Source organism: Gordonia alkaliphila, assembly GCF_023017165.1.
GTDB classification, from domain to species: Bacteria; Actinomycetota; Actinomycetes; order Mycobacteriales; family Mycobacteriaceae; genus Gordonia; species Gordonia alkaliphila.
This window is the reverse complement of sequence record NZ_JALKBW010000001.1, coordinates 469,517-490,441: the sequence shown is the minus strand read 5'-3', so window position 1 is coordinate 490,441 and position 20,925 is coordinate 469,517. Positions and strand designations below refer to the sequence as shown.

Genomic DNA, 20,925 nt, shown 5'->3' with positions numbered 1-20,925 from the left:
ACCGCCTTGTGTATTCGCCTCATCGTTCGCGAGAGTGGTTCCATCGGTAATCGAACCTCGAGGAGAGAACTGTGCGGAGCACCGACGTCGTAGTGATCGGTTCGGGTTTCGGCGGGCTGTCGGCCGCCAAGCAACTGGCCAAGTCGAAGGTGCCGACGACGTTGATCTCGGCGACTCCGGAGCATCTGTTCCAGCCGCTGCTGTACCAGGTCGCCACCGGCGTCCTCGACCCCGCGGAGATCGCCCCGCCGATCGCCGACGTCCTCTCCGACTACGAGACGATCGACGTCGTCCAGGGTTATGTGACCGCCCTCGACGCCCAGGCGCAGGTGCTCACCTATGAGACGGCCGACGGTCCGCAGCACATCGGCTACAAGAAGCTGATCGTCGCAGCCGGTGCCGCGCAGGGCTACTTCGGCCACGACGAGTGGGCCGATCGCACGTTCTCGCTCAAATCGCTCGACGACGCGACGACGCTGCGCGCCCACCTGTATGACTGTGTGCACGCCCCGCTCAACGACCAGGCCGCACACACCTTCGTGGTGGTCGGCGGCGGCGCGACCGGCGTGGAGATCGCCGGGCAGATCCGCGAACTGCACGACCGGTTCTACACCGAGGTGCCCGCCACCGTGTACCTGGTGGAGGGCGCGGCCGACCTGCTGCCGGTCTACGGCGGCCGCCTCTCGGACTTCGCCCGCGCGACGCTGGAGGAGTCGGGCATCCAGGTGCTGACCAACGCCTTCGTCACCGACATCGCCGACGACGTGGTGACCGTCTCCGGCGCCGACGGCGAGCAGAAGATCACCTCGCGCACCGTCGTCTGGTCGGCGGGCGTGAAGGCCACGCCGCTGGCCGGTGTGATCGCCGAGGCCACCGGCTGCGACACCGATCGTGCCGGCCGACTGCTCATCAATCCCGACCTCACCGTCGGCGGACGGGCCGACGTCTTCGCCATCGGCGACATGACCAGCCTGCGCGGCTACCCGGGTCAGAGCCCGGTGGCCATGCAGCAGGGTCGGCACGCGGCCGACATGATCCGCGGCAAGACCGTCACCGGCACCGCCTTCCGGTACCTCGACAAGGGCTCGATGGCCGTCGTCAATCGGCACAACGCCGTGGTCGACGCCCCGTTCGGCGTCACACTGACCGGCTTCCTCGGCTGGCTCACCTGGCTCGGCGTGCACCTGTTCTACCTGGTGGGCTTCCGCAATCGGGTGGCGGCGGTCGTGTCCTGGTTCCGGTCGTTCGCCGGCAGCGATCGGCCCGGCTTCGATCAGCTGACGCTGCGCTCGGTTTCCAAGGCCTCGAAGATCTCGCCCAGCAAGTCGTCGTCGCCCACCATCTCGTCGAGTCGCTGACCGGCCGACATCAGCGCGTGCCAGTTGGCCGGATCGAATTCGATCGGCTCGGTGGTGGCGATGAAGTCCAGGACGAGGTCGACGAAGCGGCGCGGATCGTCGCGGAACGGGAAGTGCCCGGCGCCGTCGAAGATCTCCACCTGCGCGTGCGGGATGGCAGCGCCGGTCAGCGCGGCGTGATGGACCGGGATCACCGTGTCCTTGCTGCCCCAGACCACGAGCAGCGGCAGTCGTTCGGTGAGGTAGGCGCGATCGAGCATGGTCACCGTCTGGCCCCGCCAGTCGACGACGGCGCGCAGGGTGCGCGTGAACGCGGCGTGCGCATGCGGGTCGGTCAGCTCGTCGACGATGCGTAGCAGATCCTGGTGATCGGTGATCATCGCGCGCGGGGTGAGGCGTTCGGGCAGTGCGGGCAGGTCGTCGATCCGCGCCAGTGACCGCGCCGTGCCGCGCACCAGCGGGGCCACGCCGGGCAGCCGGAGGCCGCGCAGCAGCAGCGGTACACCGGGCACCGAGGCCAGGCGCAGCACCGGGTTCACGTCGGTGGTGACGCCGCCCGCAGCCACCAGCACCAGTCGCTGCACGAACCGCGGGAACTGGTAGCAGAACTGCATGGCCACGCCGCCGCCCAACGAATGCCCGACGACCGTGACCCGGGTGATGCCGAGCACCACCAGCAGGTCGCGCATGCCGTTGGCGAACGCGGCCACCGAGTAGTCGGCCTGCGGCTTCTCCGACAGTCCGTGGCCGAGCAGGTCCGGTGCGATCACCGTGTGGTCGCGGGCCAACTCGTCGATGATCTCGTCGAACGTCGACGAGTTGTCACCGATGCCGTGGATCAGCAGGATGGCCGGTCCCTCGCCGGCGATCCGGAAGGCGCGGCGGTAGCCGTGGATCGTCCGGTATTCGATACGCGCTGTCATACGGGTCTCCCAAAGCGGTGGCGCTCCGGCGCGCACGCCGGATGTACACCTCCCATTCAACCCCCGTTCGCAGGGCGATGCCCACTCGGAGGGGCCTCAGTCGGGCAGGAACGGGGGCTGTCGCCGCAGGGTGGTGCCGCCGAAATCGTCCGCGATGACCGCGGCCAACTCGACGAATCCGCGGCGCGTGCGCCGGCCCAGCAGGTCCAGGTCGATCGCCGCGCCCTCGGCCAGATGATCGTCGAACGCGATGGTCTGCACGGCTCGGCAGCGCGTCAGGAAGTGCTGCGTCAGCTGGTCCACGTCGATCGACGACGACCCGGGCCGCGCCGAGCTGAGCACCACCACCGCTCGGGAGATCAGGTGCCCGAAACCATGTCCGGCCAGCCAGTCCAGGGTAGCCCCGGCGCTGCGGGCGCCGTCGAGCGCCGGCGAGCTGACCAGGATCAACGCGTCCGCGAGATCGAGGATGCCGCGCATCGCGGAATGCGACAGTCCGGTCCCGCAGTCGGTCAGCACGATGTTGTAATACCGCTGCAGCACGGCCATCACGCCGCGGTACTCGTCCTCGCTGAACGCCTCAGCGGCCGCCGGATCGCGCTCGGAGGCCAGCACTTCGAGGCGGCTCGGCGCCTGCGAGGTGTGGGCGCGCACGTCCGAGTAGCGGTGGATCGCCGGATCGGCCAGCAGGTCGCGCACCGTGGAGTCGGTCTGCAATGGAATGCGTTGGGCCAGCGTGCCCAGGTCCGGGTTGGCGTCGACGGCGATCACCCGGTCCCCGCGCAGGGACGCGAAGGTGGAGCCCAGTCCGACGGCGGTGGTGGTCTTGCCGACGCCGCCCTTGAGAGACAGCACCGCGATCCGGTAGTCGCCGCGGACCGGGCGTCGTACCCGTTCGAGCAGTTCCTGGTACTCCAGCTCCGCTGCCGACTGGCCCGGGTTCACCGCGCCGCCGGTCAGGCTGTGCACGGCGCGCCGCCAGCCGCCGGCGGGTGGCCGTCGTGCCTTGCGCAGCAGCGCCAACTGGTCGAGGGCGGGACCGGCGCGTACCCGGCGACGGTGCCGGTGGCAGCGGGGAGACGGCGGAGGAGGCGCCGGCTGCAGCGGGGTGGCGGTGGCGGCTGGTTGTCGGTGAGCCACGGCGGCAGCGTCGCAGGCATCTCGGTCATGATTTCCCCCTCCGATGATCGGGTGATGTCCCCGAAGTGGCGAACGCTACGCCGGTGCCCGCCGCGCCACGCCCGGGAATGCGGCGATGGAACCGGACTCGCCGCCGGAACGTCCAAGTACGACGGTCCGCAGGTCAGCGCGACGACCGACGTCGCACCGATCGGCATGTCGAGGGAACCGAAACGGCCGCCGCTGCGTCTAAACCACCATGAACCAACTCCATGAGGCGGCGTCGCCCTGCGGCGGCCTGGCCGTGACCACCACCGACGAAGGACTGCCCGTCCGAGTCCGCATCGCGCCCGCTCAACTGTCGGCCGACCTGGACGTCGTCGCCGCGCGGGTGGTCGCGCTGTGCGCCCTCGCGCGGGGCGCCGGAGCACACCGGCGACGCCTGGAACTGGCCGAGACCGGTACTCCGTGGGAGGTGCTCGACGCCCTCGGTCTGCCCGACCGAGCCGGACTGCTCCGCCTGGAGGCCGACGCCGACCGTTGGTGCGGTGCCCGATGACCGCGGGCACGGACGTGCACGGGGACATGGCGGCGGGGGCGATGGATCGGATCACGGCGCGGGCCGCTGCGCAGCTCGCGGTCCTGGAGCAGGTGCGCGGCGATCTTGCCGCGTTGTCGTCGACCGCCTCGGTCGACGACGGCCGGGTCACGGTGCGCTTGGACGCGGGCGGCGGGCTGGCCGACCTGCAACTGGCGCCGGGTGCGGGGCAGGGCGACGCCGAACGGTTGGGTCGGCTGATCACCGAAGCCGCCGCCGCTGCCGACCTCGATCTGTGCGCGGCACGCGACGAGCTCCTGGCCGCGTTCACCGAGCAGTTCGACGACACCTCGGGGGAGTTCGCCGACACGCCGGGTACGGAGGGAACCGGTTCGGTCTCGGCAACGTCCAATTGTCAGCCCACCGCCGTGCGGGAGCGGACTTCAGCAGTCAGGAGCAACGATGAGTGAGATGACGGTTGCGGCCGGAGCCGTGGAATCGTTCGCCGCCGCCAGCGCCGCCTTGGGCGCGGCCACCGCGGCGGCCGGTGTCGCCGATGCGGGCGCCTCGGCGGTGCTGGCCGGGGCGTTCGGCGTGATCGGTCAGGAGTTTCTGGCCGCCTTCACCGTGGCGCAGGCCAACCACCTCGCCGCGGTCGGGTCGCTGGCCGCCGTCCAGTCGGCGACCGCAGCCGCGGCCACCGCCGGACTGGCCGCCGTGCAGGCCGCCGACGCGGCGGGCGGCGCCGGAATCGGCGCGTCATGAGTCCGACCGGAACGGGCACCGAGACCATCGGCGACCTGTTGGCGCCCACCGGGCTGCTCGACGTGCTCGACCTGACGCCCGCGCAGCTGCTCGATCCGCTGGCCCTGCTGACCCCGCTGCACGGTCTGCTCAGCGCATTCGGGACGGGCGTACTGCCCGCCGGACCCGGGGATCCGACCGCCATGCTGACCGGTCTCGCGCAGACGCTGCAGACCGGCGTCGGGGCGGCGAGCGCCGCGATCGAGGCGCTCAGCGGGCTGTGGGCGGGCGACGGCGCGGCGGGCGCTGCGGCGAAGACGGCGCTCGCCGCGGGCAACGCCGGCGCGCTGGCCGCGCAAGGGACGGCGATGGCAGCCGACCTGCAGGGCGGACTCGCCGTGGTGGGCACCGGTCTGGCGGCGCTGCAGGGAGTGATCGCCAAGACCGCGGGTCTGATCGCGGCCACCATGCCGGCCATCATGACCCCGCCCGGGCAGGCGGCGGCGCTGGGCTTCGCCGCCGAGGGCGTGACCGAGGGCCTGGCGGTGATCGCGGCGACCCGCGCGCAGCTCGCCGTGCCGACCGCCAAAGTGGCCGTCGACGGCGCGCCGGTCCCGGTGACGCCGCCGCCGATCACCGCCGACACCGTGACCGGACTGCTGCAGGCGGCGCTGCCCCTGATGTCGTCGGGTCTGCAACTCGTCGGGAACCTGGCGGCCCCGCCACCGACTGCACCGATGCCGACACCGACCGGCACCCCGCTCGTACCCGGCTCACCGTCGCTCACCGTGCCGGGTCCGCCGACCGCGGGAACACCGCCCGCTGTCGGCGCCGCGTCGGCCGGGGCCACGCCGTCGGCGACGCCGACGTCCGGTGCCGCGCCCACGGTCCGGCCGGTGGGCGTCGTCGACGTCCCGGCCACTCCGGAACCGGCGCTGGGGGAGCGGCCGGTCAGCGGAGAGCCGGCGGCGGGCGCCGAGGCGACCCCGTCGACACCCGGCTGGGACTGCCCGGTGACGGCGGACGACGACCTTTGACCGGATCCCGAGGTGATCCGGCACCGAGAAGAGGAGCAACACATGTACGGCAACGGATTGAATCTGGACGTGGTCGCCGGTCAGGCCGCCACCTCCACGATCAAGGGGATCGTGGGTGACATGCGGGGAGTGATCGGCCGGATCAAGGCGTCCGCGGCCAGCGGACTGGGGGACTGGAACGGCGCGGCCGCCAAGTCCTTCGACACCACCCACACCGACTGGCACACCACCGCGGTGCGCCTGGAGCAGGCGCTCAACGCGATCGAAAGCAAGCTGACCACCGGTTTCCTCGGCTACGACGACTCCGACGCGGACGCGGGCAAGCAGATCGTCGGCTCGGCCGGCCTGAATCTCTGATCGGTACGACGACCGGCAGCACACGAGCAACAGCACACGAGCACCAACACACCATCACCAACACACGGGAACTGACGGGGGAGAACATCATGGGAGCGACGATTCGCTACAACTTCGAGGGCCTGGGGACCCTCGCCGGGGACTTGAAAGCCCAGTTCGGGCGGCTCGAAGAGCTGTCCGGGCAGCTCAAACGGCAGGTGCAGGCGCTGGAGGCCAACTGGGACTCCGGGGGCGCGGCCGCTTACCGCGGAGCGCAGGCCGACTGGGACCGCCTGTTCGCCGACGCCCGCCTGCGGTTGGACGGCCTCGGGTCCGGCGTCAGCAAGGCGAGCACGCGGATGCAGGAGACCGATCAGCGGGTCGGCAAGTCGTTCGCCACCTGACCGGAACACGGGCGCCGAGAATTCGGTGATATCCGGCGGATCGGGCCGCACGGCCGGATCCGCCGGATGTCGTGCGCGGGCGCCGATTACGCTGACACTCCCCGGACTTCTCCGATACGTCCGGAACAACTGTTGTCGTCCGTTCGGTGAGCGGAGAAGTGGAGACCAGAGTGTCGGCAGAGGGCTCGAAGCGGGCGATCGTGGCCGCGTTGTTGGCCAACGGCGGAATCGCCATCGCCAAGTTCACCGGTTTCGCGATCACCGGCTCGTCGTCGATGTTGGCCGAAGGCGTCCACTCCGTCGCCGACACGTCCAACCAGGGTCTGCTGCTGTTCGGTCAGAAGCGCGCAAGCAAGGACGCCGACCAACTGCACCCGTTCGGTTACGGCCGCGCCCGTTACTTCTACTCGTTCGTGGTGGCGCTCGTGCTGTTCTCGCTCGGCTCGCTGTTCGCGCTGTACGAGGGCTACCAGAAGATCAAGCACGCCGGCGACCACGGCCTCGATTCGCCGATCGTGGCCATCGTGATCCTGCTGGTCGCGATCGCGCTCGAGTCGTACAGCTTCTACACCGCGCAGAAGGAGTCCAAGCCGCTCAAGGGCAATGCGTCGTGGTGGAGCTTCATCCGCAATTCGCGCAGCCCCGAGCTGCCCGTGGTGCTCCTCGAGGACACCGGCGCGCTGATCGGTCTGGTGCTCGCGCTCGGTGGCGTCGGTCTGACCATGGCCACCGGCGACGCGGTCTGGGACGGCATCGGCACCGTCGGCATCGGCGTGCTGCTCGGCTTGATCGCCGTGGTCCTGATGATCGAGATGAAGAGCCTGCTGATCGGCGAGGGCGCCACCGAGGCCGAAGAAGCCGCTCTGGCGCAGGCGCTGCCCGGCGACGGCGTGGTCCGAGTGATTCATATGAAGACCCAGTATCTCGGCCCGGAGGAGTTGCTCCTGGCGGCCAAGATCGCCATCGCGCCGGGTTCGGACGCCGCGCAGGTCGCCACGGCCATCGACAGCGCGGAGGCGCGCGCGCGAGCCGCGGTACCGCACGCGCGGCTGATCTACCTGGAGCCGGACATCGATCGCGCATCCCTGTGACACCGACCGGTGACGACCGGGGGTCACGCGGCGCACAGGTGCGCTAACGTCAGGAAAATCGCGAACGAGAGAGGTGCCCGATGACGGAAACCGCGACCAGCGGCGCGCAGCGGCAGACCTGGACTTCCAACCGGGGGTTCATCCTCGCGGCCATCGGCTCGGCCGTCGGCCTCGGCAACATCTGGCGCTTTCCCGGCGTCGCCTACGAGAGCGGCGGCGGCGCCTTCCTGATTCCGTACCTGATCGCCCTGGTCACTGCGGGTCTGCCGATCCTGTTCCTCGACTACTCGATCGGCCAGCGATTCCGCGGTGCCGCCCCGCTGGCGCTGCGCCGCCTCGCCAAGCGCGCCGAGGTGATCGGCTGGTTCCAGACCATGCTGCTGTTCATCATCTCGGTCTATTACGCCGCGGTGATCGCCTGGGCGCTGAGCTACTTCTACTTCTCGTTCGGCAACCAGTGGGGTGCGAACACCAAGACCTTCTTCGAAAACGACTACCTGCACGTGACCGAGAAAGCCGGTGTCTCCACCGACCTGGTCGCGGGCGTCGCCTGGCCGCTCGCCGCCGTGTGGGTGCTGATCATCGTGATCCTGGCGCTCGGTATCGCGAACGGCGTGGAGAAGATCAACGTCATCGGCATTCCGCTGCTGATCCTCGGCTTCGGCGCACTGGTGATCCGCGCCGTGACGCTGCCGGGTGCCACCGACGGACTGAACGCACTGTTCACACCGAACTGGGGCGCGCTCACCGACCTCAACGTGTGGATCGCCGCGTACAGCCAGATCTTCTTCTCCATGTCCATCGCGTTCGGCATCATGATCGCGTACTCGTCGTTCCAGCGCCGACGGGCCAACATGACCAGCTCCGGCCTGGTGGTGGGCTTCGCGAACTCCTCCTTCGAGATCCTCGCCGGTATCGGCGTCTTCTCGGCGCTGGGGTTCCTCGCCAACCAACAGGGCAAAGGTATGGACGAGCTCGGGATGAGCGGCCCCACTCTCTCGTTCGTGACCTTCCCCGCGGTGATCTCCGAGATGCCCGGCAGCGTCCTGTTCGGCGTCCTGTTCTTCGGGTCGCTGGTGATCGCCGGCTTCACCTCGCTGGTGTCGCTGGTGGTCGGCGTCTCGATCGCCGTGCAGGAGAAGTTCGGCCTGTCCCAGCGCACCGCGGCGGTGACGGTCGGCGTGGTCAGCGCGGTGGTCTCCTTCTCGCTGTTCGCCACCACCACCGGCCTGTGGACGCTGGACACCGTCGACCAGTACGCCAACAACGTCGGCGTGGTGCTGTCGGCGATCGTGATGACGGTCTCGGTGGTCTGGGTGGCCCGCAAGGGCGACCTCCTCCGCCGTCACCTGAACGCCATCTCCACCTTCAAACTCGGCCGTTGGTGGCTGGTGCTGATCGGCGTCGTCGGACCGATCTTCCTCACCGTGATGCTGGTGCAGAAGGTGATCGACCTGATCACCGACGGCTACAGCGGACTGCCGACCTGGTACCTCAACGTGTTCGGCTGGGGCACCGTCGGCCTGGCCGTGGTCGGGGCGATCCTGTTGACGGTGGCCAGCTGGGGCGGGCGGGACGACGAGGACTTCCACGCCTGGCCCTCGGAGGAATTCCTGGAAGGACAGAAGCGATGACCGGACCCGCTATCACCCTCCTCATCGTCGCGATTCTGCTGGTGTGGGGAGGCCTCATCGGCAGCATCAGCTATCTTCGAGCCCGCGCCGAAGTGGATCCGTCGACGCTGCCGCCGCTGCCCGACGACGTCGTCGACGAGGCGCGGCAGCAGCAGGAAGCGCATCCCACGCGCGACACCTGATCGCACCGAGGAAGGCAGGCCGTGGACAATCCGTTCAAACGGGTCAAGTCCGTCGAACAGTCGATCGCCGACACCGACGAACCGGACACCAAACTCCGACGGGATCTGACCGCCTGGGACCTCACCGTCTTCGGTGTCGCCGTGGTGGTCGGCGCCGGCATCTTCACCTTGACCGCGCGCACCGCGGGCAACGTCGCCGGTCCCTCGGTGTCGCTGGCCTTCGTCATCGCCGCCGTGGCCTGCGGCTTGGCCGCGCTCTGCTACGCCGAGTTCGCGTCGACCGTCCCGGTGGCCGGTAGCGCCTACACCTTCTCGTTCGCGGCCTTCGGCGAGTTCGCCGCCTGGATCATCGGCTGGGACCTGTTCCTGGAGCTGGCGCTGGCCGCCTCGGTGGTCTCCCTCGGCTGGTCGGCGTACCTCGGCAACATCATGGGGACCCCAGCCACCGTGCACCTGTTCGGCCCGGTCGAGTTCAACTGGGGTGCGGTGCTGCTGATCGCGGTGCTCACCACGCTGCTGGCGCTGGGCACCAAACTGTCCTCGCGCGTCTCGGTGATCATCACCGCCCTCAAGGTGGCGGTGGTGCTGCTGGTGATCATCGCCGGCGCCTTCTACATCGACACCAAGAACTACACCCCGTACGTCCCGGAGGCGGTGCCGCAGGCCGACGCCGGCGGCAGCGTGTGGACGCAGAGCCTTCTGTCGGTGGTGACCGGCGCCGAGGGCAGCAACTTCGGCTGGTACGGCCTGCTCGCGGCGGCGTCGCTGGTGTTCTTCGCCTTCCTCGGCTTCGACATCGTCGCCACCACCGCCGAGGAGACCAAGAACCCGCAGAAGGCGTTGCCCCGCGGCATCCTCGCCTCGCTCGGCATCGTGACCGTGCTCTACGTGGCGGTGACCCTGGTGGTCACCGGCATGGTGCCGTACACCGACCTGGCCGACAAGGTGGATCCGAACACGGGAGAGGTGATCGGCTCGACGCTGACCACCGCCTTCAACGCGCACCACGTGACGTGGGTGGAATGGATCATCAACCTGGGCGCGCTCGCCGGTCTGACCACCGTGGTGATGGTGATGCTGCTCGGCCAGGCCCGCGTCGGTTTCGCCATGGCGCGCGACGGCCTGCTGCCGCGCGGCCTCGCCAAGACCAGCCGCCGCGGCACCCCGGCCCGGTTCACCGTGCTGGTCGGCGTCAGCTCGGGCATCCTCGCGGCCTTCTTCCCGATGGGCACCCTCGAAGAGATGGTCAACATCGGCACCCTGTTCGCGTTCATCTTGGTCAGCATCGGCGTGATGGTGCTGCGCCGCACCCGTCCCGATCTACCGCGCGGCTTCCGCGTGCCGCTGATGCCGCTGATCCCGATCCTGTCGGTGCTGGCCTGCCTGTGGTTGATGATCAACCTGTCGGTGGAGACCTGGCTGCGTTTCCTGGTCTGGATGGTGCTGGGTCTGATCGTCTACTTCAGCTACGGGTACCACCGTTCGGTCTACGCGGAACGGGCGCGGGCCGAGCAGGCTGCGGCTGCCCAGCGACTGACCAGCTAACGTGGTAGGCCGCATGCCAGAACGCGTTCGACCGAGAGGGAACTTATGACCACCGCGCCCGACAGCGCACTGACGGCCGACGTCGTCAACGGAATCGACTTCAAGGTCGCCGACCTGTCACTGGCCGAGTACGGCCGCAAGGAGATCCGTCTCGCCGAGCACGAGATGCCGGGCCTGATGGAACTGCGCCGCGAATACGCCGACGTGAAGCCGCTGGCCGGTGCTCGCATTTCCGGTTCGCTGCACATGACCGTGCAGACCGCGGTGCTCATCGAGACCCTCGTCGACCTCGGCGCGCAGGTGCGCTGGGCGTCGTGCAACATCTTCTCCACCCAGGACCACGCGGCCGCGGCCGTCGTCGTCGGCCCGTACGGCACCGTCGAGGAGCCCACGGGCGTCCCGGTGTTCGCCTGGAAGGGCGAGACGCTGGAGGAGTACTGGTGGGCCGCCGATCAGATGCTCACCTGGCCCGACGAGCCCGCCAACATGATCCTCGACGACGGCGGCGACGCCACCATGCTGGTGCTGCGCGGCGCCGAGTTCGAGAAGGCCGGCGTGGTGCCGCCGACCGACGACGACCACCCCGCCGAGTACAAGGTGTTCCTGGCGCTGCTGCGCCAGACCCTCGCCGCGGACCCGCAGAAGTGGACCGTCATCGCCGATTCGGTGCAGGGCGTCACCGAGGAGACCACCACCGGCGTGCTGCGCCTGTACCAGTTCGCCGCCGCCGGCGAGCTGGACTTCCGGCCATCAACGTCAACGACTCGGTCACCAAGAGCAAGTTCGACAACAAGTACGGCACCCGCCACTCGCTGATCGACGGCATCAACCGCGGCACCGACGTGCTGATCGGCGGCAAGAAGGCCCTCGTCTGCGGCTACGGCGACGTCGGCAAGGGCTGCGCGGAGAGCCTGGCCGGGCAGGGCGCCCGCGTGCAGGTCACCGAGATCGACCCGATCAACGCGCTGCAGGCGCTGATGGACGGCTACGACGTGGTGACCGTGGAAGAGGCGATCGGCAACGCCGACATCGTCATCACCTCCACCGGCAACCTGGGCATCATCACCTTCGAGCACATGAAGCAGATGAAGAACCAGGCCGTGCTGGGCAACATCGGCCACTTCGACAACGAGATCGACATGGCCGGCCTGGAGAGCGCCGAGGGTCTGACCCGCATCAACATCAAGCCGCAGGTGGACCAGTGGGTCTTCCCCGACGGCAAGAGCATCATCGTGCTCTCCGAGGGGCGCCTGCTGAACCTGGGCAACGCCACCGGCCACCCGTCGTTCGTGATGAGCAACAGCTTCGCGAACCAGGTGATCGCACAGATCGAGCTGTGGACCAAGAGCGACGAGTACGACAACGAGGTCTACCGACTGCCCAAGCACCTCGATGAGAAGGTCGCGCGCATCCACGTCGAGGCGCTCGGCGGCTCGCTGACCAAGCTCACCAAGGAGCAGGCCGAGTACATCGGCGTCGACGTCGACGGCCCGTACAAGCCGGAGCACTACCGCTACTGAGTCACCTCACACAACGTCCCCCGGCCGATCGGCCGGGGGACGTTGTGCATCGACACGGTGGTAGAGCGGCGCTACGGGAGCACGATCTCGAAGGCCGGGTCCGACGGATCGACGACGGCGAACAGCTGCGCGAGGGCGTCCGCATCGCCGTCGACGGTGAGCCCGGCCGCGTGCGCCGCCGCCAGATCGCCGCTCGCCAGCGCGGGCAGCGCCGCGGCGGGCACGGTCACCGTGACCGCGACGTCGCCGGGCCGATCCGGTGCCTGGACGAGTACGCCGTGGCGCAGTCTCGTGCACAGCGTGCTGTCGTGCCCGGGGAAGTGCCAGCGGGCTGTGAAGTCGAGGTCCCAGGCGCGCGGGCCGTCGATGGTGATGGCCAGGCCGGTGAAGAACATCTCCGGGGTCAGATTGGTGAGCACGTCGGCGGACGCGGTGGCCGTGGGGGTGCCGAAGTTGCCGTGCCGCAGTTCGTACGCGCCGGACAGGTAGGCGCTGCGCCAGGTCCCGTTCTCGGCGCCGAAACCGAGCGCCTCCAGCGTGTCCGCGAGCAGTGCCTTGGCATCTGCGTGGTCGGGTTCGGCGAACACCACGTGGTCGAGCACCTCCGCCGCCCAGCGCAGATCGCCGTCGTCGAAACTCTTGCGGGCCTTGGCGACCACGGCGTCTGCGCCACCCATGAACTCGACGTAGCGAACGGCGGCGGCCTCCGGCGGGTGCTGCCACAGGCGGGCCGGGTTGCCGTCGTACCAGCCCATGTAGCGCTGGTAGATCGCCTTCACGTTGTGACTCACCGAGCCGTAGTAGCCGTGCGTGCTCCACACGCGGTCCAGCGCCGGCGGCATCTGCATCCGTTCGGCGATCTCGGCGCCCGTGTAGCCCTGGTTGAGCATGCGCAGGGTCTGATCGTGCAGGTAGGCGTACAGGTCGCGCTGGAACTCCAGGAAGGCGACGGCGCGGTCGTGGTCCCAGGTGGGCCAGTGGTGCGAGGCGAAGACGACGTCGGTCTGGTCGCCGAACAGGGTGATCGCTTCGGTGAGGTAGTGCGCCCAGATGTGCGCGTCGCGGACCACCGCGCCGCGCAGGGTGAGGATGTTGTGCAGGGTGTGCGTCGCGTTCTCGGCGATGCACAGGGCCCGCCGGTCCGGGAAGTGGAAGTGCATCTCGGCCGGCGCCTCGGTACCCGGGGCGAGTTGGAAGACGATCGGCACGCCGTCGACGGTGAGCTGCTGGCCGGTCTCGGTGATGGAGACGGTCGGTGCGATGAGGGTGACGGTGCCGGTGGAGGTGGTCTGCCCCAGACCGGCGCCCACGCCGCCCTCGGCATTGCGCGGCAGCGCCGCCCCGTACATGTAGCCGGCGCGGCGGGCCATCGCGGCGCCCGCGTACAGGTTCTCCTCGATTGCCGGTTCCAGGAAGCCGACCGGCGCGATGATCGCCACCTCGCCGGCGTCGACCGCCTCCTGCGTGGTGACGCCCTTGACGCCGCCGAAATGGTCGACGTGGCTGTGCGTGTAGATGACGGCCACCACCGGTCGGTCGCCACGGTGGGTGCGGTAGAGCGCGAGCGCCGCGGCGGCGGTCTCGGTGGAGATCAGCGGGTCGATGACGATGACGCCGCGCTCGCCTTCGACGAAGGTGACGTTCGACAGGTCGAAGCCGCGGACCTGGTAGATCCCGTCGGTCACCTCGAACAGGCCGTGCCGCGCCACCAGCTCGGACTGCCGCCACAGGCTCGGGTGGACGGTCGGCGGCGCCTCGCCGCGGATGAAGTCGTAGGAGTCGCAGTCCCACACCACGCGGCCGTCGGCGGCCGTGATGGTGCCGGGCGAGATGGTGCCGAGGAAGCCGCGCTGGGTGTCGGCGAAATCCTGGGTGTCGTCGAACGGGTACGTCTCTGGCATGCGGGCCTCTCCCGGACGTGGCTGCGGCCCGGACAGCCGCAGCCGACGCTCTTCACCCTAAGCGGGGTCGGCGGGGCCGCACCGGGTTTTCGTCACGGCACCAGATCGAGGATCGCGTGCACGGCGGCGTCGCCGTCGGCGACGGTCCACGGCGAGATCCAGTGGGCGTCGACGAGATCCAGGTACGACCGGTAGACGCGGGTCTGCAGGTCGGCGTCGCGCTCATAGGCGTCCTTGGCGCGCCCGGCGTCGTCGTCGGCCCGGCCCTGCGCGCGTTCCATCGCGATCTCCGGCGGCACGCCCAGCAGCAGCTGGTGATCGGGGACGGGGAGCCCGAAGCGGGTGAACTCCAGGTCCGCGACCCAGCGCACCACGGCGCCGTCGGGGCCCTGGTGCAGGCGCGCGGCGCTGTAGGCGGCGTTGGAGGCCACGTACCGGTCGCACAGCACCAGGTCGTGCTCGTCGCACGCCCGGCGCAGCCACTGGGCCCAGCGGCGGCGGTCGAGGGCGAACAGCAGCGCCATCGCGTAGGCGCTGGAGCTGAGGTCGCCGTGCTCGCCGTGCAGGGCTTCGGCGGCCAGGTCGGCTTCCACCGACGAGCCGTAACTGGGGAACGACGTGGAGGTGATCGTCATCGCGCGACCAGCCGCGGCCTCGTGGAACTTCCCGACGATGGTGTTCTTGCCTGCGCCGTCCAGACCTTCGATGGCCACGAGGATTCCCATGCCGGGAATCGTAGCCCGCCGGGCTCGGCGCGCCGGTCCCCGACCTGGCCCGCATCCCGTGCCACGATGGTGGCCATGAAGCCGCGGATTCTGGTTGTCGACGACGATGCCTCGCTGGCCGAGATGCTGACCATCGCCCTGCGTAACGAAGGCTTCGAGCCGTACGTGGTGGGCGACGGCTCGGAGGCGCTGCCTGCGGTGCGGGAACTGCGCCCGGACCTGGTGCTGCTGGACCTGATGCTGCCCGGCATGAACGGGATCGACGTCTGTCGCGCGGTGCGCGCCGAGTCGGGCGTGCCGATCGTGATGCTGACGGCCAAGAGCGACACCGTCGACGTGGTCCTGGGCCTGGAGTCGGGCGCCGACGACTACATGGTGAAGCCGTTCAAGCACAAGGAGCTGGTGGCGCGTATCCGCGCCCGCCTGCGCCGCACCGGGGACGAGCCGGCCGAGGTGCTGGCCATCGGACCGGTGGAGATCGACGTGCCCGCGCACAAGGTGACGCGCGACGGCGTCCCGATCTCGCTGACGCCGCTCGAGTTCGATCTGCTGGTGGCCCTCGCCCGCAAGCCGCGTCAGGTGTTCACCCGGGACGTGCTGCTGGAGCAGGTCTGGGGCTACCGTCACCCGGCCGACACCCGCCTGGTCAATGTGCACGTCCAGCGTCTGCGCGCGAAGGTCGAGACCGATCCGGAGAATCCCGAGATCGTGCTGACCGTGAGGGGGGTCGGCTACAAGGCCGGTCCGCCGTGATCAATCGACGGCGACTCGATCGCACTCTGCACGCCATCCAACGCGCGGCCGCACGCATCGGCCGCGCGTTCGGTTCGCTGTGGCGTCGTTCGCTGCAGCTGCGCGTGGTGGTCTCGACTCTCGCGCTGAGTTTCGTGGTGCTGCTCGCCGTGGGTTTCCTGCTGATCAGTCAGATCACCGGCCGCCTGCTCGACGACAAGCAGGCCGTGGCGCTGAACCAGCTGGAACGGTCCCGGCTGCTGGTGGAGCGCGTGCTGACCTCCAGCGATGCCAGCGCGTCGACGCAGACGCGGCTGGCGCGCGCACGATCGCTGCTGACCGACGCCGACACCGATGCCGCGCAGGTGCCGTCGACCGGTGGCGTCTACGACACGGTGCTGCTGGTGCCCGGCCCGGCCGGTCAGCCGCCGGCGGCCGGGGTGGGGCCGGTCTCCGACATCTCGCTCCAACTGCAGGAGATGGTGTCGCGCGGGCAGGTGGCCTACCAGTTCACGTCGGTGCGCAGCGGCGACGCCGCGGTGCCCGCACTGGTGGTCGGCACCCCCGTGGAGACCGCCATCTCCGATCTCGAGCTGTACATGGTCTTCCCGATGGGCGGGGAAGAGAAGACCGTCTCGCTGGTCCGCAACACCATGCTGGTCGGCGGCGTGGTGCTCCTCGGACTGCTCGCGGCCATCGCCTGGCTGGTCTCCCGGCAGGTGGTGGGGCCGCTGCGCTCGGCATCGCGCATCGCCGTGCGCTTCGCCGACGGCCGCCTCACCGAGCGGATGCCGGTGCGCGGCGAGGACGAGTTCGCCCGCCTGGCAGTCTCCTTCAACGACATGGCCGAGAGCCTCTCGAAGCAGATCACCCACCTCGAGGAGTTCGGCGGGCTGCAGCGCCAGTTCACCTCCGATGTCTCCCACGAACTGCGGACGCCGTTGACCACGGTGCGGATGGCCGCCGACATGCTGTACGAGAGCCGTGAGGACTTCGATCCGCTGCAGCGCCGCAGCGTCGAACTCATGGACAAGGAACTGGACCGCTTCGAGACCTTGCTGACCGAACTGCTGGAGATCTCGCGGCACGACGCCGGGCAGGCCGACCTGGCCGCCGAGCGCATGGACATGGCGATTCCGATCGAGGCGGCGCTGGCCACCGTCGTACCGCTGGCCGCCGACACCGGCACCGAACTGGTGATCGACCTGCCGAGCGAGCCGGTGCTCGCGGAGATCGATCCGCGCCGCATCGAACGCGTGCTGCGGAACCTGCTGGCCAACGCCATCGACCACGGCGAGCACCGCCCGGTCACGTTGACCATGCGGTCCGACGGCGACGCGGTCGCGGTGACCGTGCGCGACCAGGGCATCGGTCTCAAACCGGGGGAGGAGAAGTTGGTCTTCAATCGGTTCTGGCGCTCGGATCCGTCGCGGGTGCGCCGCTCCGGCGGCACCGGTCTGGGCCTGGCGATCAGCATCGAGGACGCCCGCCTGCACCAGGGCCGGTTGGAGGCCGCGGGCGAACCGGGAGTCGGTTCCACCTTCCGTCTCACGCTGCCGCTGGTGCGCGGGCACCAACTGCTGGGCAGCCCGCTGCCGCTCAACCCGCAGGTGCCCCCGCCCCCGAGCTCCGGTTCCGGAGCGTCGAGTTCGAACGGAGGGTCGACCCGATGACCGCTCGGCTGCCCCGACTGGCCGCCTCCTGCATGCTGGTGCTCGCGCTGGTCATGACCGTGACCGGCTGCGTCGCCATCCCGGACTCGTCCTCGCCGCAACCAGTGGAGGGCTTCACGCGTTCCCTGCCGACCAACCTGGTGCCCACACCGCGGCGCAGCGACGACCCGGAGACGCTGGTCCGCAACTTCTTCAAGGCGATGGCCGATCCGGCCTCCGGTCACCGCGCCGCCCGCCGCTTCCTGACCCCGGGTGCATCCGACCGCTGGGACGACCAGGGGCCCATGACGATCCTCGACGAGACCCGCGTGGTGGTCGACGAACGCAGCGAGAGCGCCGTGCGACTGCGGGTGCTGGGGGAGAAGACCGGCACGCTCAGCGACATCGGTCGGCTGACCCAGGCCTCCGGTGCCATGGTGATTCCCCTGACGCTGTCCAAAGAGAACGGCGTGTGGCGGGTGGCCGGCGATCCGCCGGCCGGGACGATCACCGACAGCGCCCAGTTCGACGCCACCTACCGGCTCGCGGAGCTGTACTTCCCGGATCGCACCGCGACCCGACTCGTCGGCGACCCCCGCTGGTTGTACGGCCTGACGGTGGACCCCACCGCGCTGCTCAATCGGCTGCTCGACGGTCCCGCACCCGACCTGACCGGCGCGGTGGCGACCGGTGCGGAGAAGGACTTGGAACTGCGCGGACCGGTGGACGTGGAGGGCGACCGCGTGGTGGTGAACCTGGGCGGTTCGGTGGATCCGGACGCCCGCCTGCGCACGGTGCTCGCCGCCCAGTTGATCTGGACTCTCGAAGCCGCAGGGGTTCGCGGCACGTATCTGATCTCCGCCGACGGCGTGCCGCTGATCGCCGAGCGCAGCGACGGCTGGCGCACCGCCGACGTGGAAGCCTTCGACCCCGACCCCGGGACCGGGGATCAGCCGTTGCACGTCCTGAGTGGCGGGCTGTTCCGCGTCACGCCGTCGGGTTCGGTGCCGGTCGCCGGTCCGCTCGGCGCCGCCACCGATCTGCGGGCGGCGGCGATCTCGGCCAAGCGCACGCGGGTGGCGGTGGTCGCCGACCGCGGCGGTCGGCAGGTGCTGCTGCAGGGCCCGTACGGCGGCGAGGTCACCGAGGTACTGGCCGCCGCCGAGATCACCTCGCCGAGCTTCGGTGCGCTCACCGACGCCGGCTACGCACTGGTCGACGGCCGACCGGTCCAGTGGAGCGTCAGCGACGGTCCGGCCCCGCGGGTGGTGCCGCTGGACTTCGGCGAGGTCACCGCCGTCGCACCCGGTCGCATCACCGCGTTCCGCGTCTCGCCCGACGGCGTGCGCGTCGCGCTGCTCGTCGACGGCCGCGTCTTGTTCGCCGCGCTGTCGGTCAGCGACCGCGGAGCGCCGTCGTTGACCGGAGTCAGTCCGGCGTCGACCGGGATCAGCACCCCGGTGGTGTCGATAGCGTGGGGCGACGCCACCACCGTGTACCTGTCCCGTACCGGCACCGAGACGCCGGTGCTGCGGAGCCGGGTCTCCGGGCTGCCCCCGCTGCCGCTGGTCTCGGGCAACCTGAAGCCGCCGGTGGGCGCCGTCGCGGCCACCCGGTCGACGGTGTACGTCGCCGACCTCCGGTCGGTGATGGAGTTGGGTACCGCCCCTGGCAGTGCCGATCAGTACTGGACGTCGGCGGGACAGACGCCGGCCGGGGCGATTCCGGTGGTGCAGGCGGGCTGACCCGCCGAGCGGCCCGCCTGGGGATTCGACGGTAGACACCGTGGAGGACGGCCCCGCACCATGAAGAGATGGGCGGGGAAGGGACGGGTGGGGCCCCGAGAGTCGGCGACGTCCTGGCGGCGGCCCTGGACCTGGCGGCGCCCGCCGAGTGCGGCGGCTGCGGTCGGCCGGGCACGCCCTGGTGTCGGCGGTGCGCGAGCGTCGTCGTCGACGACCCGATCGCCCTCACCCCGCGGGTGGAGCTCGACGTCGCCGCGTGGGCGGCCGGTCGCTACCGCGGTCCGCTCGCGCGCGCCGTCGTCGAGCTCAAGGAACACCGTCGTCGGGATCTGATCCCGGTGCTGGGACAGGTGCTGTCGCACGGACTGCTGCGGCTGGCCGAGTGGGAGCAGCTGCCGGCCGCGCGGCGCCTGGCGCTGATCCCCGCTCCGACCCGCGCGGTGGCGGCCCGTCGTCGCGGCGGCGATCCGGTCACCGCCATCGCCCGGTCGGCGGCCGACCGTCTCGGCCCGCACGTCGCGGTGGTGCCGATGCTGGCCACCGCGCCGTGGACCCGGGATTCGGCGGGGCTGTCCGCGGGTCGACGGATGGCGAATCTGCACGGCGCGGTGGCCGTGTCCCGGACTCGGCCGGCCGGCCTGCGCCCCCCGCATCGCGACGTCGCCGTCGTGCTGATCGACGACGTCCTCACCACCGGAGCGACCGCTGCGGCGGCCGTCGCCGCACTGCGCGGGGCGGGCATCACGGTGGCCTCTGCGGTGGTGGTGGCGAGCGCCTGATGCGTCGTGCGACACGCTCGGTTCCCTCTCGGCGTGGAAACGTGGAGAAGCCGAGGCAGAACGGATAACGTCGACAGTGACAGCGAGGCGTTTTCTGCTGCTGGATCTCTGGCAGTTTCGCTGCACCCAGATGGCGCGCAAAACCCTTGCGCGACTAGCGAATTGCACCTGCCCGGGATGGCGAATCCCGGGCAGCGCGATCGGAGGAGGATGTCGATGTCGGTTGTTCATCGCAAAGGACAGCGCGAGCCCAAGGGCCCTGCCCCCACCGCAGCCGAAGTGGACCAGGCGTTCGAGCGGCCGGCCTTCGTGTCGGCCGTCGCCGAACCCGCCGAGCCGGATGCCGAGGTGGTGATCAGCGGGCGCAACGTGGTGGTCCCCGGACATTTTCGGGTGTACGTCGGCGACAAGCTCGCCCGGCTGGAGAAGTTCGATCCTTCGTTGACCCGCTTCGAGGTGGTGCTCTACCACGAGCCGAACCGTCGCCAGCAGAAGCAGGCGCAGGTGGTGGAGGTCACGGCCCGCGGTGACGGGCCCGTGGTCCGTGCCCAGGCCAGCGGTGAGAACTTCTACGCGGCCACCGAGCAGGTGATCGACAAGCTGCAGAAGCGGCTGCGTCGTGCCCGCAACCGCAACCGGATCCGCAAGACCGGCCCCGGCCGACCGATGAGCCTGTCCGAGGCGGTGGCGCCCGGCGCGCTGGTTGATGACCCGAACCCGGAGACCCTCGAGGAAGCCGAGGACCGCTGGGACGACGGCACGGACTACGAGCCCGGTCAGGTGGTCCGTACCAAGGATCACGACGCCGCGCCGATGACCGTCGACGACGCCCTGTACGAGATGGAGCTCGTGGGTCACGACTTCTTCCTGTTCCACGACAAGGAGTCGGACAAGCCGTCGGTGGTCTACCGCCGCCACGCCTTCGACTACGGCTTGATCCGCCTGAATTGACACTGTGAA

20 protein-coding genes and 1 pseudogene are annotated in these 20,925 nt (G+C 69.9%); 17 read left to right on the top strand and 4 right to left on the bottom strand.

Features of this window, described 5'->3' with window-relative positions; genetic code table 11:
- Positions 1–71 precede the first annotated feature (71 nt).
- Complete coding sequence (locus tag MUG78_RS02330; RefSeq protein WP_246991817.1) at positions 72–1,358, top strand: NAD(P)/FAD-dependent oxidoreductase; 1,287 nt, start codon at positions 72–74, stop codon at positions 1,356–1,358.
- On the opposite strand, the gene MUG78_RS02325 is transcribed toward MUG78_RS02330, so the two are convergent.
- The gene (locus tag MUG78_RS02325; protein WP_246991816.1) at positions 1,274–2,281 is read right to left on the bottom strand and encodes an alpha/beta fold hydrolase; all 1,008 of its coding nucleotides are present in this window, start codon (positions 2,279–2,281) and stop codon (positions 1,274–1,276) included. The genes MUG78_RS02330 and MUG78_RS02325 overlap by 85 nt on opposite strands.
- Positions 2,282–2,377: 96 nt before the next feature.
- Complete coding sequence (locus MUG78_RS02320; protein ID WP_372493276.1) at positions 2,378–3,466, bottom strand: MinD/ParA family ATP-binding protein; 1,089 nt, start codon at positions 3,464–3,466, stop codon at positions 2,378–2,380.
- Positions 3,467–3,659: 193 nt separating this feature from the next.
- Between MUG78_RS02320 and MUG78_RS02315 the strand changes: the two genes are divergently transcribed.
- The 11 genes and pseudogenes from MUG78_RS02315 (at position 3,660) to ahcY (ending at position 12,431) form a co-directional block, all read left to right on the top strand.
- Positions 3,660–3,959 carry a hypothetical protein gene (locus MUG78_RS02315; protein WP_246991814.1) on the top strand — a complete coding sequence of 100 codons (300 nt, stop codon included), beginning with the start codon at positions 3,660–3,662 and terminating at the stop codon, positions 3,957–3,959.
- A complete protein-coding gene (locus tag MUG78_RS02310; protein ID WP_246991813.1) occupies positions 3,956–4,408 on the top strand; it encodes a YbaB/EbfC family nucleoid-associated protein in 453 nt (150 codons plus the stop codon). The genes MUG78_RS02315 and MUG78_RS02310 overlap by 4 nt, the downstream gene beginning before the upstream one ends.
- On the top strand, positions 4,401–4,703 hold the full coding sequence (locus MUG78_RS02305) for a hypothetical protein (protein WP_246991812.1): 303 nt from the start codon (positions 4,401–4,403) through the stop codon (positions 4,701–4,703). Before MUG78_RS02310 ends, MUG78_RS02305 begins: the two co-directional genes overlap by 8 nt.
- Complete coding sequence (locus MUG78_RS02300) at positions 4,700–5,719, top strand: hypothetical protein (protein WP_246991811.1); 1,020 nt, start codon at positions 4,700–4,702, stop codon at positions 5,717–5,719. The genes MUG78_RS02305 and MUG78_RS02300 overlap by 4 nt, the downstream gene beginning before the upstream one ends.
- Before the next feature lie 42 nt (positions 5,720–5,761).
- Positions 5,762–6,076 carry a WXG100 family type VII secretion target gene (locus tag MUG78_RS02295; protein WP_246991810.1) on the top strand — a complete coding sequence of 105 codons (315 nt, stop codon included), beginning with the start codon at positions 5,762–5,764 and terminating at the stop codon, positions 6,074–6,076.
- Between the two features lie 89 nt (positions 6,077–6,165).
- Positions 6,166–6,459: a WXG100 family type VII secretion target gene (locus MUG78_RS02290; protein ID WP_246991809.1), complete on the top strand. Its 294-nt coding sequence runs from the start codon at positions 6,166–6,168 to the stop codon at positions 6,457–6,459.
- Positions 6,460–6,629: 170 nt separating this feature from the next.
- Positions 6,630–7,550: a cation diffusion facilitator family transporter gene (locus MUG78_RS02285; protein WP_246991807.1), complete on the top strand. Its 921-nt coding sequence runs from the start codon at positions 6,630–6,632 to the stop codon at positions 7,548–7,550.
- 80 nt (positions 7,551–7,630) lie between these two features.
- Complete coding sequence (locus MUG78_RS02280) at positions 7,631–9,184, top strand: sodium-dependent transporter (protein WP_246991805.1); 1,554 nt, start codon at positions 7,631–7,633, stop codon at positions 9,182–9,184.
- On the top strand, positions 9,181–9,366 hold the full coding sequence (locus MUG78_RS02275; RefSeq protein ID WP_246991803.1) for a MetS family NSS transporter small subunit: 186 nt from the start codon (positions 9,181–9,183) through the stop codon (positions 9,364–9,366). The genes MUG78_RS02280 and MUG78_RS02275 overlap by 4 nt, the downstream gene beginning before the upstream one ends.
- A 21-nt stretch (positions 9,367–9,387) precedes the next feature.
- On the top strand, positions 9,388–10,911 hold the full coding sequence (locus MUG78_RS02270) for an amino acid permease (RefSeq protein WP_246991801.1): 1,524 nt from the start codon (positions 9,388–9,390) through the stop codon (positions 10,909–10,911).
- Between the two features lie 45 nt (positions 10,912–10,956).
- A pseudogene (ahcY, locus tag MUG78_RS02265) lies at positions 10,957–12,431 on the top strand (adenosylhomocysteinase).
- Positions 12,432–12,502: 71 nt separating this feature from the next.
- Here ahcY and MUG78_RS02260 read toward each other — a convergent pair.
- Entirely contained in the window at positions 12,503–14,332 is a 1,830-nt protein-coding gene (locus tag MUG78_RS02260) for an alkyl/aryl-sulfatase (protein ID WP_246991799.1), read from the bottom strand.
- 92 nt (positions 14,333–14,424) lie between these two features.
- Positions 14,425–15,057 carry a dTMP kinase gene (locus MUG78_RS02255; RefSeq protein ID WP_246991797.1) on the bottom strand — a complete coding sequence of 211 codons (633 nt, stop codon included), beginning with the start codon at positions 15,055–15,057 and terminating at the stop codon, positions 14,425–14,427.
- A gap of 66 nt (positions 15,058–15,123) precedes the next feature.
- On the opposite strand from MUG78_RS02255, the gene mtrA reads away from it, so the two are divergent.
- From mtrA to hpf, 5 genes are all read left to right on the top strand, one after another.
- Entirely contained in the window at positions 15,124–15,810 is a 687-nt protein-coding gene (gene mtrA, locus MUG78_RS02250; RefSeq protein WP_246991795.1) for an MtrAB system response regulator MtrA, read from the top strand.
- Positions 15,807–17,462, top strand: coding sequence for an MtrAB system histidine kinase MtrB (gene mtrB, locus MUG78_RS02245; protein ID WP_308221319.1), 1,656 nt, complete (start codon positions 15,807–15,809; stop codon positions 17,460–17,462). The genes mtrA and mtrB overlap by 4 nt, the downstream gene beginning before the upstream one ends.
- Complete coding sequence (locus MUG78_RS02240) at positions 17,459–19,186, top strand: LpqB family beta-propeller domain-containing protein (protein WP_246991785.1); 1,728 nt, start codon at positions 17,459–17,461, stop codon at positions 19,184–19,186. Before mtrB ends, MUG78_RS02240 begins: the two co-directional genes overlap by 4 nt.
- A 68-nt stretch (positions 19,187–19,254) precedes the next feature.
- Positions 19,255–19,965, top strand: coding sequence for a ComF family protein (locus MUG78_RS02235; protein WP_246991783.1), 711 nt, complete (start codon positions 19,255–19,257; stop codon positions 19,963–19,965).
- A gap of 216 nt (positions 19,966–20,181) precedes the next feature.
- Positions 20,182–20,916: a ribosome hibernation-promoting factor, HPF/YfiA family gene (gene hpf, locus MUG78_RS02230; RefSeq protein WP_246991781.1), complete on the top strand. Its 735-nt coding sequence runs from the start codon at positions 20,182–20,184 to the stop codon at positions 20,914–20,916.
- The last annotated feature ends 9 nt before the right edge of the window (positions 20,917–20,925 follow it).